This is a genomic window from Neisseria sp. HMSC073G10, from assembly GCF_001812605.1.
Classification (GTDB): Bacteria; Pseudomonadota; Gammaproteobacteria; order Burkholderiales; family Neisseriaceae; genus Neisseria; species Neisseria subflava_A.
The window spans coordinates 64183-79528 of record NZ_KV809505.1 but is presented as its reverse complement, the minus strand read 5'-3'; the positions used below and the strand labels follow the sequence as shown (position 1 = coordinate 79528).

General features: G+C 47.0%; 11 protein-coding genes. 6 read left to right on the top strand and 5 right to left on the bottom strand.

The annotated features are described in order from the left end of the window. From HMPREF2865_RS12235 to HMPREF2865_RS03485, 4 genes are all read left to right on the top strand, one after another. On the top strand, positions 1-3557 hold a 3557-nt coding region (locus HMPREF2865_RS12235; RefSeq protein WP_210399345.1), incomplete at its 5' end, for an autotransporter outer membrane beta-barrel domain-containing protein. Positions 3558-3725: 168 nt separating this feature from the next. Then, a complete protein-coding gene (locus tag HMPREF2865_RS03495) occupies positions 3726-4988 on the top strand; it encodes a TolC family protein (RefSeq protein ID WP_070645639.1) in 1263 nt (420 codons plus the stop codon). 27 nt (positions 4989-5015) lie between these two features. After that, complete coding sequence (locus HMPREF2865_RS03490; RefSeq protein WP_070645638.1) at positions 5016-7199, top strand: type I secretion system permease/ATPase; 2184 nt, start codon at positions 5016-5018, stop codon at positions 7197-7199. 16 nt (positions 7200-7215) lie between these two features. Continuing rightward, positions 7216-8448: an HlyD family type I secretion periplasmic adaptor subunit gene (locus HMPREF2865_RS03485; RefSeq protein WP_070645637.1), complete on the top strand. Its 1233-nt coding sequence runs from the start codon at positions 7216-7218 to the stop codon at positions 8446-8448. Between the two features lie 60 nt (positions 8449-8508). Here HMPREF2865_RS03485 and HMPREF2865_RS03480 read toward each other — a convergent pair whose 3' ends face one another. From HMPREF2865_RS03480 to HMPREF2865_RS03465, 4 genes are all read right to left on the bottom strand, one after another. After that, a complete protein-coding gene (locus HMPREF2865_RS03480; protein ID WP_070645635.1) occupies positions 8509-9762 on the bottom strand; it encodes an ABC transporter permease in 1254 nt (417 codons plus the stop codon). After that, positions 9759-10673, bottom strand: coding sequence for an ABC transporter ATP-binding protein (locus HMPREF2865_RS03475; protein ID WP_070645633.1), 915 nt, complete (start codon positions 10671-10673; stop codon positions 9759-9761). Before HMPREF2865_RS03475 ends, HMPREF2865_RS03480 begins: the two co-directional genes overlap by 4 nt. 113 nt (positions 10674-10786) lie before the next feature. Further along, positions 10787-11785 (bottom strand): BtrH-related acyltransferase DarH, encoded by a 999-nt coding sequence (locus HMPREF2865_RS03470; protein ID WP_070645631.1) that lies wholly within the window; start codon positions 11783-11785, stop codon positions 10787-10789. A gap of 70 nt (positions 11786-11855) precedes the next feature. Beyond that, positions 11856-12704 carry an RnfABCDGE type electron transport complex subunit B gene (locus tag HMPREF2865_RS03465; RefSeq protein WP_210399347.1) on the bottom strand — a complete coding sequence of 283 codons (849 nt, stop codon included), beginning with the start codon at positions 12702-12704 and terminating at the stop codon, positions 11856-11858. Between the two features lie 163 nt (positions 12705-12867). Here HMPREF2865_RS03465 and HMPREF2865_RS03460 point away from each other — a divergent pair, with 163 nt between their 5' ends. Beyond that, complete coding sequence (locus tag HMPREF2865_RS03460) at positions 12868-13335, top strand: YchJ family protein (protein ID WP_070645628.1); 468 nt, start codon at positions 12868-12870, stop codon at positions 13333-13335. Positions 13336-13599: 264 nt separating this feature from the next. Here the strand turns inward: HMPREF2865_RS03460 and HMPREF2865_RS03455 are convergent, their stop codons facing one another. Next, positions 13600-14388, bottom strand: a complete 789-nt coding sequence (locus HMPREF2865_RS03455) for an inositol monophosphatase family protein (RefSeq protein ID WP_070645626.1) — start codon at positions 14386-14388, stop codon at positions 13600-13602. 179 nt (positions 14389-14567) lie between these two features. Here HMPREF2865_RS03455 and HMPREF2865_RS03450 point away from each other — a divergent pair, with 179 nt between their 5' ends. After that, positions 14568-15293: a 16S rRNA (uracil(1498)-N(3))-methyltransferase gene (locus HMPREF2865_RS03450; protein ID WP_070645624.1), complete on the top strand. Its 726-nt coding sequence runs from the start codon at positions 14568-14570 to the stop codon at positions 15291-15293. Positions 15294-15346 lie beyond the last annotated feature (53 nt).

Genomic DNA, 15346 nt, shown 5'->3' with positions numbered 1-15346 from the left:
ACACGACTGCACCGGCTAAACCGACTGTTGAAGCAAAAGACAACGGCTCAGTAGAAGTGACTCCTCCGGCAGATGCGGATACCAAGTCTGTAGAAGTGGGCTACACCGATGAAGCGGGTACACCGAAAACTGCTACCTTAACCAAAGGTGAAGATGGCAACTGGACTTCAAACAACCCAGATGTTGCAGTAGACCCAGCGACTGGCAAAGCAACCATCCCAGCAGATAAAGTGAAAGATGGCTCTCCAGTGACTGCGAAAGCAACGGACACTGCGGGTAATGCAGGTGAAGAAGGTACAGTGAATGCAGGTAATAATCCTGACACGACTGCACCAAGCGCACCAGAAGTGACCCCATCAACTACCGATGGCTCAGTGGCTGTGAAAGTGCCTGGTGATGCCCAAGCAGGTGATACTGTAGAAGTGACAGTTACCCCTGAAGGTTCTGACACCCCAGAAAAAGTGACTTTGACCAAACAGGCAGACGGCAGCTGGACATCAGACAAACCTGAAACAGTGCCAAGCGTTGAAGCAGGCAAAGACAGCACCACTATTCCACAAGACAAAGTGAAAGATGGTTCTGAAGTGACTGCACAGGCGAAAGATCCGTCTGGTAACGACAGTGCACCGATAACAGCTCAAGCGGGTGAAAATGCAGATAAAACTGCACCTGGTAAACCAACTATTGAAGCGAAAATTAATGGTACTGTTGAAATTACCCCTCCAGCAGATGAAGATACTAAATCTGTTGAGGTGAACTACATCGATGAAGAGGGTAATCCACAAACAGTAACTATTATTAAAGATGCTAATGAGGGTTGGATACCATCTGAACCATTTGATCTCTTGACCAATCCAGATGTTATCTTGCCAGATTCAGAGACCGGCAAAATAACACTTCCAGCAGATAAAGTGAAAGATGGCTCTCTAGTGAAAGCCTCAGCAACTGATAATGCAGGAAACAAAGGCGAAGAAGCTACTGAACATGCGGTTAGTAATCCGGATCTTCCGCCAGGCATGCCGGAAGCGGAGGCATTAGAAGATCGTTCTGTAAGAGTAACAATGCCAAATGACGCTGAAGTTGGAGATTTTGTTGTAATTGAACGAAGAATTTATAAAGGTGATGGTTTTGAACCAGATACTGAGGCTTCTGCTGAGACTTTAGCTACTTTGACTAAACAACAGGACGGTAGCTGGATTTCAGATAAACCAGAGAATGTGCCGAGTGTTGATGTAGGTAATAATACTACTATTATTCCAGCTAATAAGCTTAAAGGATTTGCTGATGTACATGTTCAGGCGAAAGATCCTGCAGGTAATGAAAGCGCAGTACCGTTAGTTTATCTTTCTCCAGAAATGCCAGAAGTAACCGCAAAAACAGATGGTTCTGTAGAAATTACTCCTCCTGCAGCTCCATACGTTAAGTCTATGAAAGTACGTTATATCGATGAAGCAGGTAAACCAAAAACTGCAACCTTAACGAAAGGTGAAGATGGTACTTGGACTTCGGACAACCCAGATGTTGTGGTAGAGTCAGCAACTGGTAAAGCAACTATCCCAGCGGATAAAGTACAAGATGGCTCTGAGGTGGGAGCTAATGCAGCTAATGGTCGGGGTGTAGGCAGTAGAGAAAGCAAAGCTAATGCAGGTAACAACCCTGATACGACTGCACCGGATAAACCGACTGTTGAAGCAAAAGACAACGGTTCAGTAGAAGTGACTCCTCCTGCAGATGAGGATACCAAGTCTGTAGAGGTGAGCTACACTGATGAAGCGGGTACACCGAAAACTGTAACCATTACTAAAGGTACAGACGGCACTTGGACTTCGAATAACCCAGATGTTGCGGTAGAGCCAGCAACTGGTAAAGCGACGATTCCAGCAGATAAAGTGCAAGATGGTTCGCCAGTAAAAGCGAAAGCAACTGATAATGCAGGTAACATTAGTAATGAAGGTACAGCGAATGCGGGTAATAATCCTGACACGACTGCACCAAGTGCACCAGAGGTCACCCCATCTACAGAAGATGGTTCAGTCACTGTGAAAGTACCAAGCGATGCAGAAGCAGGTGATACTGTAGAAGTAACGGTAACTCCTGAAGGTTCTGATACGCCTGAAAAAGTGACTTTAACCAAACAGACAGACGGCAGCTGGACTTCAAGCAACCCTACAACGTTACCAAATGTTGAAGCAGGTCAGAGCAGCACAACCATTCCACAAGACAAAGTGAAAGATGGCTCTCCAGTGACGGCTCAGGCGAAAGACCCTGCAGGCAACGAAAGTGCGGTTGTGAGTCAACCGGCAGGTAATAATAAGGTTGTTAAACTTGAACTATCATTAGCTCAAGATACTGGTGCGTCTAATAACGATAACTATACTAGAAATGGTCAAGTTAACGTGTCTGGTATTCCATCAGGTTCTGAATGGGAATACAGTACAGACGGTGGTCAAACTTGGAATTCTGGTTCTGGTAACTCGTTTACCTTACCAAACAACACCAAAGTGGGTGGTATTGCATACAGCTTACAAGCTCGTGTGAAAGGTAATGCGGCATCAGCCAGCGACACCTTAAATATGACGCTTGACCAAAAAGCAGGTGAATTCCATGCGATTATTGATGGTAGTATGAATTTAATCGGAACAGCTGAGAAAAATTCAACAATTTCTATCAATAATAGAAGTGGTAAAGCAAATGCCAATGGTGAGTTTGAGTTTGCTACGGGTATTGCTTCAGGTGCAACAGCGAAGAAAGTACATTACTCTGTAGTTGAAACAGACTTAGCGGGTAACTCTGTGTCTAAGGATGTTGCTTACACTTACTACCGTCGTTTTGCTGGTAATACCAATGAAACTTACGGTAACGAAAATGATGTTATCTTAATTGGTACTAAAGGTGGTACTGGTGACTTGGGTGCGTTGATTAGATCTAGCCTAACTACTGGTAGCGGTGATGATTCTGTCTATGCAACCGGTGTTCAATATCGTAGTAATACACTTGATATGGGTAACGGTAATGACTTCGCGAGTTTCAAAAACATTGCTGGTACTATAAACATGGGAGCTGGTAATGATATCCTTGAAGCGCGTGAGACAGGCAATGGCTTCTTCTATTTAGCTGGTGGTAATCCAACAATCAATATGGGGGCTGGTGATGACATCGTGAGAACATCTAGTACGATTAATACCAGAGCATCTATTGATGGAGGCAGTGATTTCGATACACTTCAATTTGTGAACCGAGATGGCAAAGCGATTACAACCACTATTTCAATGATCTCTAATTTTGAGAAAATTGATATTACCGGCACGTCAAACAACTCAGTTACTATCAGCGCAAGCGATGTTGATAGAAACCACAGTGCTAAAGCAACTGTTGATGCAAGTGGTAAATCTCATAACAACGTGTTAATTGTTGATGGTGATGCGGGCGATAAAGTGACCTTAAGTGGTATTAGCAAAGCTGCAAGCTCACAAGTTACTCATGAAGGCAATACTTATAATGTTTACAACACTGGTTCTAATGAACTTTGGGTTGATTCAGATATCACCATTGCTTAATTTGTAACATCTATTAGAAAAACGCACCTTCGGGTGCGTTTTTTTATCTGCTTTACACATTGAGGCCGTCTGAAAACCTTGTATTTTGTACTTTATTTAACTAATTTGATTTATAATTTCTAGAGTGAAAAAGTCTTATTTTCTGCACTAAAAAAGAGAAATTTGTTTATGAAAAATCCCCATCAGAAGTTTATTGCATTGCTACTGTATGGCATTTTGCAATCACCTTCAGCCTTCGCAGTAGAGTTGGTCGATATACTTCGTTATTCGCTGCAAAACGACCCGACATTACAGGAAGCTAATGCCAATACAGAGGGTGCCTATAATGACATGAAAGCCTCAAAGGCCGGGCATTACCCGACTTTTTCTTTAACAGGGCAAAATGTTTTGGCTCAGCGGCATACTTCAGACAATTCCAAAATGCGCGATGATTTAGGGATTAAATCGCGCTTGAATTTGTATGCTTGGGGCGGTATTCAGGCTGCTGTCGAACGCGACAAGCATAAAATGGCGTATTACCAATATAAATATTATGAGACCCGAGAGGAGTTAGCCAATACAATCAGTACGCTTTATCTGACTGCATTACGTGCGAAAGAGTCAATAGCGATTGCTAAGAGAAACATCAAACGCCATGAAAAATTTTTGGCTGACTTACGTATTATTAGTAAATATGATCCAGGTCGCCGTTCGGAAAAGACGCAAGCAGAATCGCGCTATTTGCAGGCTTTGTCTAATGAAGCTAATTTACAAAAAACTTTATCGGTAGCATTAAGTAAGCTGAATAAATACAGTGCTAAGATTTTGACAGAGAAAGATATTGTCGATCCATTTGGTAAACAGAATGCGGATCAGTTGATTGCTTCTTTTGATAAGGCGCAGGCAAAAGAACATCCAAGCGTGAAAGCGCAGGAGTCAGAATATAACAGCGCATTATCTGATATTAAGGTAAACAAGGCCTCAAGATATCCCTCTATTAATTTGGAAGGCAGTGCGACGCATCGCGATAGAAGTATTGCTGTAACAATGAGTTGGGATTTTTATAACAAATCTTCTGATTATGCTGTCAAAAAAAGCCATGCGGTGGCACTGTCGGCAAAATCGCGTTCAGATGAATTGTTACGAGATATTCAAGAGCGTGCAGAAACGGCAAAAGTGGATATGAAGCAGAATGAACATCGTGCCAAAATTGCGAAACTATTGATTGCAACTCAATCCAAAGTAGCCAAAGACTATGAGCAACAGTTTTATATTGCAAATCGAACATTGTTGGATGTCTTGGGTTCGTATGCGGAACTGGCGGCAACTGAAACCAACTATGTTGAGGCGCAAAACGACTACCGTGATGCAGCAGTTGCGTATCTGCTTGCCAAAGCTAGTTTGGCCAAGTGGGCTAAAGTGCCAGATTTTAATGCAAACGGCCGTTTTTGATTTGTCGTTATTTTGTAGATAGATTTTATGAATTCAATTATTAAACATTTAGCCATTGCAACAAAATTGCTTAATCAACCTGTTGCAGAAGAGGCTCTTGCAGCAAACATTGCCAGAGAACGAAATTTAAATGCCAATATCCAATCGCTGAGTGAAGTTTTACGCAGTTATGGGTTTGAAAACCATATTTCCCGTCGCAAACTGATTGAGATCCCTTCACTTGCGATGCCTGTAGTCATTATTCTCCATAATGATGAAGCTGCAGTTGTCAGTGAGGTAAAAGGGCGAGGAGAAGAGCGTGTTTATGTCATCCGTTCTGGGGATGCGCCGGCACATGAAGTCAGCCATAAAGAGCTTGAAACTCAATATTTGGGGTTTTGTTGGTTCATTAAACCCAAGTTAACTGCAGACCACCGCTCTGAGTTGCCAGAGTACCATTTACCCAAAGCATGGTTTTGGAAAGTCATCGGACGGTTTAAAAAGTATTATTACCAAGTAATCTTAGCATCGTTCCTTATCAATATTTTGGCATTGGTCAGTTCGCTGTATGTCATGAATGTATATGACCGTGTAATTCCAAATCAGGCTTACTCTACTTTGTGGGTGCTGAGTATTGGCGTATTTTTGGCGATTGTCTTTGAGTTTATCGGTAAAATGATACGTTCGCGTCTGACAGATATTGCGGGTAAAAAGGCAGATTTAATTATTAGTTCTGCGTTGTTCAGACGTGTGATGGCTTTACGTCTGATTGAGCGTCCGATTTCATCCGGTTCATATGCCAACAATTTGCGGGATTTTGAAGCTGTACGTGAATTTATGACTAGTGCTAGTTTGTTGGTTTTGGTCGATGCGCCGTTTTTGTTACTTTTCTTGTTGGTAATATTCATTATTGGCGGAAAACTTGTAATCGTACCAATCATTACCTGTATTTTGGTAATTGTAGCTTCTTTTGCGGTTCAGCCTATGTTGGCTAAACGCATTAATGAAAGTATGAAAGAAAGCTCACAACGTCAAGGTTTGGCTGTTGAAGCCGTAGAAGGTATCGAAACACTTAAAGTCAACAATGCGACTAATTGGGCACAGCAGCGTTGGGATAAGTTGAATGCGGTGACAGCAGCCAGCTCAATGAAAGTTAAAGAAATTAATGAGTTTGTATCCAACTTTACCGTAGGCCTACAGCAGCTTAATACCGTGGGTTTGGTTGTTTTAGGTACTTATTTGATTCATGACAGCGTAGTTGAGGCGCGTATTACGATGGGTGCAGTGATTGCTTCAGTTATCCTTTCCGGTCGTGCACTCTCTTCATTAGGCAAAATTGCCGGATTGGCTATACGTTTCCAACAGGCAAAAAATGCGCTTCATGGTATCAATGCGATTGTTGAAAGACCGATTGAGCGTGACCCTGAGCGCGCCTATGTAACACTTGATCAAGTTCAGGGACAGCTTACTTTTGACAATGTTGTATTCAAATACAATGAAGACACACAACCTGCTATCTCCAATCTTAATCTGATCATTCGCCCTGGTGAGAAAGTTGCCATTTTAGGACGGATTGGCAGCGGTAAAAGTACTTTATTAAAGTTGGCCAGTGGCCTGTATGATCCGACAGGCGGCAATATTTTGCTGGATAACGTGGACATCCGCCAAATTGATCCGAATTTTCTGCGTGATAAAGTTGCTTTGCTGAATCAATCTCCAAGATTATTCCTCGGTACATTGCGAGAGAACTTGGACTTGGGCCGTATGAATGGGTATTCAACTGATCAGGAATTGCTGGGGGCATTGCACAATTTCCATTTGGATCAGCTTGTTCGTAATCATCCTAAAGGTTTGGATATGCCTTTGGGTGAAGATGGTTTAGGACTTTCGGGTGGACAAAAACAAATTGTATCGTTGGCACGTTTGACGCTTTCTCACCCTCGCGTAGTATTGTTGGATGAACCAACAACTGGTTTGGATGAACAGACAGAGCGTCAGGCCTTGGGTGTTTTGGCTCAATGGGCGCATGATAAAACCGTTGTTGTTGTTACACACCGTTTACAAGTTTTACCTATGGTTAATCGCGTTGTGGTGGTTGATAACGGCCGTGTCATTATCGACGGGCCTCGCGATGCAGTGATTGCAAAACTGCGTGAGAACGAAGAACATCAAGCTCAAGCAGTACAGGCGCAAGCTCAAAAAGCGGCACAGGTTGCAGCTGAAAAAAAATAAGGAAAAGGGAAATAATATGTCAAATCAGCAACCGGAACATATCGATCAAGAAGATTTAAAGTTGATTAACGATTTGAGTGCAGCTTTACAGTCTGAAAAACATACAGGTTATTTTGCAGTTATCAGTTTGTTTCTGTCTTTTGTCATTGTTTTTATTGTATGGGCTTATTTCAGTCCGCTTGAAGAAGTGGCACAAGGACAGGGAAGGATTATTCCGAGTAGTCGTGAACAGATTGTGCAGAGCTTAGACCCAGGAACTGTTCAAGAAATGTTGGTTAAAGAAGGTGATACTGTTGAAAAAGGGCAAGTCCTCTTGAAGCTGGACGATACTAGAAGTTCGGCCATTTTGCGCGAAAGTCAGGCAAAAGTAGAAAATTTGGAAGCAATGGCTGCCCGTCTGAAAGCTGAAGCCTACAATAGTAAATTGACTTTTCCTGAAGGCATTTCTTCTGAGTTGAAAAAACGTGAAGAAGCTGCCTATATTTCTCGACGTAAGGCAATGGAAGAGCAAGTTTCCGGTTTGCGGCAAAGTAAGGCGGCTTTGGACAAACAGATTTCAATTGTCAGTCCTATGGTTCAAAGAGGTGTTATGTCTCAGGTTGAGCTATTGCGTATGCAACGTGATTCACAGGATTTGGCTGTACAAATCACTGAGCGCCAAAACCGTTATACGACAGATGCAAGTAACGAATTGGTTAAAACCGAAGCTGAGCTTGCACAAGCTAAGGAAAACATGGCCATGCGTGCTGACCCGGTTGATCGTTCACAAATTCGTGCACCGATGAAAGGTATTGTGAAAAATATCCGTATCAATACTATTGGTGGTGTGGTCAATGCTGGACAGGATATTTTAGAAATTGTACCAATTGAGGATAACCTTTTGGTTGAAGCCTATATCCGCCCGAATGACGTGGCCTTCATTCGACCAGGGTTACCTGCTGTAGTGAAATTAACGGCTTATGATTATGCTATTTATGGCGGTCTGGAGGGTAAAGTTATTTTGATTAGTCCGGATACATTGAGTGATGAGAAACGCAATACCGGTGATTTGAAATTGAATATGAATAATGTATATTACCGCATTTTGGTTCAAACTTCTGGCAGCAAACTATTGGATAAGGATGGAAAAGAAATGCCAATTATTCCAGGTATGGTGGCAACAGTTGACGTGAAAACTGGTGAGAAAACTGTGTTCCAATACTTGATCAAACCGATTACTAGAATGAAGCAGGCATTGCGAGAACGCTAGAAGAAAAAGCAGTATGCTATGCATACTGCTTTTTTATTGGGTAAAAGGATATTAATAGGTTTAAAACCTTACCTGCGTCTGTAACTGCATACGATAAACCAATACGGCAGCAGTCAGCGTGGTAAAAGAGAATGCAGACAATAAGAGCAGATAACGGCCGATTCCATCCAAGCCGCTGCGGTTGAGCAGCAATTCTTGAAAAGCCTTCAAGCCCCAAGCCATTGGGGAAATCCAAGTGAGTTGCTGCATGGTTTCGGGCATGACGTGTGCGGGCACCATAATGCCGCCGATTGCCGCCATCAGGATAATGCCGCCGCCTCCGAGGACGACGGCGTGTTCGGTAGATTTGGCGCAGACGCTGATTAACAGCGCGTAGCCAAGTGCGGCAGCACTGACGGCGGCGGACAGCAGTGCGTAGGGAACAAGGCTGCCGTTGAGTATGAGGGCGGGCACGCCGATTTCGGGTAGCAGGTAGCGGCCGAGCAGCAACATTCCGACAAACTGAAGTTGGTTAATCAGGAAATAGGGGATAAGTTTCGCCACAATCAGGCCGGATGCGGAAGCTCGGGCGAGGCGCAGGCGGGTGATAGTGTTGGTCTGGCGTTCCAGTGCCATAACATTCGACAGCGGTATCATGATGAAAAACATACCGAAAATCAGCCATGCGGGAACGCTGTGCTGTACGGCGTTGGGTTTTTCCACTGTGCCGCTGCCTGCGCTCAAATAGTGTTCTTCCAACATTTTTTTATCTAAAAAGGTTTGCACGGCGGCGAATTGTTCGTCGTTTTTTTCATCGACTTTTTTCTGGATGTCTTTTCGGATGGCGCGGGGCAGTTTTTTATTGTTGATTTTGATGCCGTCGTTGTTGTCGAAATAGGCGTCCAGCCGCGTTTGGGTGTAGTGCTGCTGCAAAACGCCTTTAACCGCCGCCAGCCACGAAGGCTCGGTATCGGGTGGTACATAGATTTGCAAGGCTTTGTTGTCGGCGATTTTGTCGGAAGCGGCGTTCGGGTTGTACAGCACCAGTTGGAAACGCTTGTCGTGCAGGCCGTTTTGCGCGTCGGTCAGTTTTTCAGACGACATCAGCGTGACATGAATCTGCTCTTTTTCCAGCGCGGCGGCCAGCGCGGTATTGACGCTGTCGTTTGCCGCGCCGACCAGCGCGATGCGGCTGTCGGTGTGCGGATCTTGGTCGCGGCTTAGCGCCAACGACATAATCAGCATGAAGGCGATGGGCATCACAAACAACACTGCCAAACCGTGCAGGTCGCGGCAGAGCAGTTTGAGTTCTTTGAGGAGGGAGGAAGTCGTCATTGTGGATTTTGCTTATCTGTTGCCGGTTCGTCTTTGCGCAGGAAATCAAGGTAAAACGTTTCCAGCGAACCGTGTCCCTGCTGGAAGTAGCGGATTTGCGCGCCACTTTGTTGCAGGGCGGCGTAAACGGCGGCGGCATCGTGTGTCGTTTCCATCATGCCGCGGCTGTCCACTTGCTTTGCACCCAAAGCGGTCAGCGTCTGAGGCGGCAGCGGCGGTTCGACGGTAAAACGCACGACACCGGTTTGCGTGCTTAGAAGCTCGTCCAAACCGCCGTGGTACACCAGTTTGCCGTGTTGCAGCAGCGCGATTTTGCCGCAAAGCTGCTCGATTTCCGACAGATAGTGCGAGGTGTAGACCACCGTTACTCCCTGCCGTGTCAAATCCGCCACGCTGTCGAGGATAAAGCGGCGCGACTGCGGGTCGATGCCGACCGTGATTTCGTCGAGGAACACAAGTTGCGGCGTGTTAATCAGACCGATGGCAAAATTCAGACGACGTTTAAGCCCGCCCGAAAGATGCTTTGCTGCTTTGTTTTTGTGGGCGGTCAGGTCGGTCTGTTCCAACAGCGCGTTCAGACGACCCTTGTCGCGTACTTTGTAAAGCGAGGCGAAAAACAGCAGGTTGTCCCACACCGAAAGCTGCGGATAAAACGCGAAATCCTGCGGCACCAAACCGATTTTCTGCCGCTCGCTGCGGCTTAATAGGCGCAACGGCTTGCCGTCAAACAAAATTTCGCCCTGCCGTACTTCCTGCAAGCCTGCCAAAAGCGACATCAGCGTCGTTTTCCCCGCACCGTTGTGACCGAGCAGCCCCAAACATTCGCCGTCGGCAATATCGAACGACACATTGTCCAGCGCGGTAATTTCGGCTTTGGGATAACGGTGGGAGAGGGATTGGATGTGAATCATGGTTTCAGACGGCCTTAGTATGGATGGAGCATAGTGAAATCATTGACAAAGGCGGCATTAGGTCATCTGTGTACAAACGGGCACAGAAAATTTCTCGCTACCGCATAACCCCATTATTTCAATAATCCCCGCCATAACGCTTCTTCATCATCCGCAATTTTGCGCAGAAATTCAGCGATGTTGCGGCAGCCGTTTTCAGACGGCTTTTTGCACTGCTTCACGCACATGGCTGCGAATTGACGCCATTGGTCGCCGATGGCGGTCATTTGTTCTGAGGCCGTCTGAAACGCAGATTCGTTGCAGATATGGGCGGCCTGTTCGAGGAAGTAGGCGTAGATATAGCGGAAACCTGCGCCGCCGGTGCCGATTTCTTCTTGCATCCGCACCAAATGGCCGAGAAACAGTTTTTGGTATTTGTCGTTTTGTTTGGCAGGCAGGGATTCGATTTTTTTGGCCAGCGTGCGGATGCCTTTGACGCCGATGAAAAAGACCGGCGCGAGCATATGTTTGGCGTTTTTGCGTATGGCCTTGCGGATAATGGTGGGTAAGTCTGCCATGATTTGTTCAGACGGCCTGTTGTCTTCCAAGGTGTACATCATGCCTTTTGCCGCCAATACGCCTTTGGCAAAGCGCGCCCGTTGCAAATCTTCGGCGGCGCAGCGTTGTACGGTTTCAAATACGGGGTCGCTGATGAGGTAGTCATTGCCGTCTTTGCCGTATACCAAGAGATTGTGTGCGTTGAAATGGAAACGCATTTGTGGCGGGAAGTAGGGCAGCCAAAAGACGGAGGTTTGCAAACCGGCCAATTTGCCTGAGGATAGCGCCGCATCCAATGCGGCTTGTCCGCTTTGTGCGTCGGAAAATTTGCGGACGGATAATTTCAGCCCCAATGCTTTGCAGGTGTTTTTGATGATGCTGCGCGGCGCGGTACGGTAGGAAACCAGCGGCATGCCGTTTAATTTGATCAGCGGCATCCAGACAAATGTCAGCGCGTGGGCAATGCCGAAAATCATGGCTTCGTCTAAATTGTGGCCATGGTATTTGAGCAGGGTGGACATCACACCGCTTTCGCAATGGGCGGTATGTTGGTGTGGAAATTCTTGTGCGTTCATAAAGTTATTGGTTTTCGTGCAATGTTTTCAGACGGCCTGAGGCGGTCGGAATGGTTTGTTGTTTTGGAAATCAGCGTGCTTCTTTGGCCGCTTCTTGCTCGGCTTTATAGCGGCGCAGAAATTCGATGGCGGCGGCTTTTTCGGCTTCGTTGCCGTATTTGGCATCACGTTGGGCGCGGCGCAGTTCGGCGCGTTCTTTGGCTTCTTCGATTTGGCGCGCTTTGAAGTCTTCGCGATTGTCGGAGGAGACGAGTTTGTCCTGTTGCAATTGCGCTTTGGCCATGGCTTTGGCAATCAAATCCATGGGGTTGAATGCGGCGCTTGGTGCGGCTATTTGGGCTTGTGCCTGTGCGGCCTGTTTGGCTTTGACGGCGGCTTCGCGTTGCGCCAGCAGGGCTTTGCGTTCGGCATCATCGCGCTGTTTGCGCGCGGTATGGCGTTCAAAACGGCTTTGTGCGTGTTCGGCGGCGGCAAAGCGTGGTTCGGCAGAGGTGCTGAAACGGCGTGCGGACGGCAGGAAGGGCTGCGATACGGGAACCATGTCGATGCAGTCGACGGGACATGGGGTAACGCACAAGCCGCAGCCGGTGCATTCGTCGCTGATGACGGTGTGCATCAGTTTGGACGCGCCCATAATGGCATCGACAGGGCAGGCGCGGATGCAGGCGGTACAGCCGATGCAGACGGCTTCGTCAATCAGGGCTACGGCTTTGATTTGTGTTTTTGCCGGAGCGAGGTAGGGTTTGCCCAACAGGTCGGACAGGTCTTTCATGACGGTTTCTCCACCCGGCGCGCACAGGTTTACCGGCGCTTCTCCTGCCGACAGGGCGTGCGCATAGGGTAAGCAGCCTTCATAGCCGCACTCACGGCATTGGGTTTGCGGCAACAGGCGGCTGATGCTTTGGATGGGAATGTTCATCATGGATAGTCAAAATCGAAAAGGCGCATTATATCAGATTGTTGCGTTTATTTTGGCGAAACCCGCTTTGCTTATTTTAGCGAAACTCGCTACGCTCGTTTTCAGACGGCCTGAGTCAGGTTTGCGTTATAATTTTGAAATGGATTTATTCGGATAATTAGGAATGACGGCTACACTTTGCCCCTGTCAGTCAGGGCGCGTTTATACGGAATGTTGCGCACCGTTTCATGCGCGTGAGGCGGCGGCCTCGACGGCGGAAGAGTTGATGCGTTCGCGTTACAGCGCATATGTTTTGCAGGAAATCGACTATATCGTGGACACGACTGTCCCTGTGCAGCAGAATTTGTTGGACAAGCAGGATTTGGCGGCATGGAGTAGGCAGACGCAGTGGTCGGGATTGAAGGTTATCCGGCATGTGCCGTTTGGCAAGCTGCATGCATTGGTCGAGTTTGAGGCGTATTTTGAAGAGAACGGGCAAACTGAGTGCCATCATGAATTGTCGGCGTTTGTGAAAATAGACGGGCGTTGGTACTTTATTGATCCGACCGTTGCTTTGCCGATGATGAAACAGCCTTGTTTGTGCGGTTCGGGCAAAAAGTTTAAGGCATGTTGCGGACAGTTTTTCAAATAGTCATGTAAACAGGCCGTCTGAATGTTCAGACGGCCTGAGCTGTTTTTGCAGATAAAAAAAACCATTCATACTAAGGGAGAAGTATGAATGGCCAATACATTGCGGGAAAACGTCTTACTTGCTGCACCGCCCAAAAGGGATGAAAGAGCGGTGTTGTGTCAGCGATTAATATTCTACCGTTTTTAGTATTAAATGCTGTTAAGAAGTGAAATAATTTCAATAAGTTGCAAGATAATCGTGATTTTTTGAAGATAAACGGTATTTTTACTGATTTTCTCGAATCCATTTCACCCATTGCTGAAACAGCTCGGGTTGCAATGCGGCGATGACGGAACGCTTAAATACATGTTCGCCGCTCCAAAAATCGTCGCCTTCCAAAGTGGTCAGGCAGCCGCCGGCTTCTTCAAAAATCAATGCGCCGGCGGCGTAGTCCCACAGCTTTTGTCCGCCGTGGATGTAAATATCGTAGCGGCCGCTGGCAAGGTAGCACCAATCGAGCGTGCTGCTGCCCATGCTGCGGATTGTGCCGAATGGAGCAAGGGTATTCATGCGGCTGGCGAGTTTGCCCGAACGCAGGTATTTGATTTCCACGCCGGCAATGGATTCGTTGAGTTTTTTGTTTTCCGAACGCAGCGGCAGCGGCGTGCCGTTGAGAAATGCGCCTTTGCCGCGTTCGGCATAGAAACATTCGCCGCTGACCGGATTGTAAATCACGCCCAATTCGGCGCGGCCGTTTTTAACCAGCGCGACGGATACGGCAAAATGCGGCAAACCGTTGACGAAGTTGTTTGTGCCGTCTATAGGGTCGACAATCCACAGGCCGTCTGAATGTTCGTTCCACAAACGGGTTTGCTCCTGAACGCTCATTTCCTCGCCCAACATCGGACAATCCTCCAATAAGGGCAGGGCGGCGGCAAAAGCGGTTTGTGCGGCTAAATCTGCTTCACTCAAAACCGAGCCGTCTTCCTTGCGTCGTGACGGCGTGTTCAGAAAACGCGGCATGACTTCGGTTTGGGCGATGTGGCGGACGACTTTCTGTAAACGGTATAGCACGGCGTATCCTTGTTTTTTGCAGTTTTGCGTGACAGTGGATTAAAATTCGGGAAGTCTTAAATTATAGTGGATGAAATCGAAATCAGGCAGGAGTATGTCGCCGTGTTTCAACTTCATTCATGAAATTTTAAATTTAAATTATATACATTAAATTATATACATGAATAAAGCAGGAAACCATGCCCCGATTTTATGTTGATTTTGCCTTAAGCCCCGACAGCGTGGTCGAATTACCCGATAATGTGGTGCGCCATCTGAATGTATTGCGCGTGAAAAACACGGAAGAAATCGTGTTGTTTAACGGCAATGGCAAGTCATATCCGGCTTTGCCCGAAGTTTTGGAAAAACGCCGCGCCAGCGTGCGGATTTTGCGTGAAGAGGCAACGGACAACGAATCGCCGCTGAACATTACGTTGGTACAGGCGGTATCCGCCGCCGAGCGCATGGATTTCACTTTGCAGAAAAGCGTGGAATTGGGCGTGGCAGAAATTCGTCCGGTCATCAGCGAACGCTGTGTCGTCCGCTTGAGCGGCGAACGCGCTGAAAAGCGGGTGGCGCGTTGGCAGGAAATCGTCGTTTCGGCGTGTGAACAAAGCGGCCGCAATATTGTGCCGAAGGTTTTGCCGCTGACGACTTATGCACAGTCATTGCAGCAGTTGCCGCAGGAAACGACCAAACTGTTAATGAGCTTGAATCGCGCACAAAAACTGGGCGATGTTCAGCCGCAATCCGGCAAGGTCGTGTTTATGGTCGGCCCGGAAGGCGGCTGGACGGAGAAGGAAGAGCAGCAGGCATTTGATGCCGGTTTTCAATCCGTTACGCTTGGCAAACGGGTGTTGCGTACCGAAACCGCCTCACTTGCGGCCATTGCCGCCATGCAGACACTTTGGGGCGATTTTGCATAAAGTTCAGGCCGTCTGAAAGCGAGCGTAGCGAGTTTCGCTAAAACGAGCGTAGC

Coding starts and splice junctions, on each gene's coding strand:
- HMPREF2865_RS03495 (WP_070645639.1), top strand. CDS start 3,726: ATGAAAAATCCCCATCAGAAGTTTATTGCATTGCTACTGTATGGCATT.
- HMPREF2865_RS03490 (WP_070645638.1), top strand. CDS start 5,016: ATGAATTCAATTATTAAACATTTAGCCATTGCAACAAAATTGCTTAAT.
- HMPREF2865_RS03485 (WP_070645637.1), top strand. CDS start 7,216: ATGTCAAATCAGCAACCGGAACATATCGATCAAGAAGATTTAAAGTTG.
- HMPREF2865_RS03480 (WP_070645635.1), bottom strand. CDS start 9,762: ATGACGACTTCCTCCCTCCTCAAAGAACTCAAACTGCTCTGCCGCGAC.
- HMPREF2865_RS03475 (WP_070645633.1), bottom strand. CDS start 10,673: ATGATTCACATCCAATCCCTCTCCCACCGTTATCCCAAAGCCGAAATT.
- HMPREF2865_RS03470 (WP_070645631.1), bottom strand. CDS start 11,785: ATGAACGCACAAGAATTTCCACACCAACATACCGCCCATTGCGAAAGC.
- HMPREF2865_RS03465 (WP_210399347.1), bottom strand. CDS start 12,704: ATGAACATTCCCATCCAAAGCATCAGCCGCCTGTTGCCGCAAACCCAA.
- HMPREF2865_RS03460 (WP_070645628.1), top strand. CDS start 12,868: ATGACGGCTACACTTTGCCCCTGTCAGTCAGGGCGCGTTTATACGGAA.
- HMPREF2865_RS03450 (WP_070645624.1), top strand. CDS start 14,568: ATGCCCCGATTTTATGTTGATTTTGCCTTAAGCCCCGACAGCGTGGTC.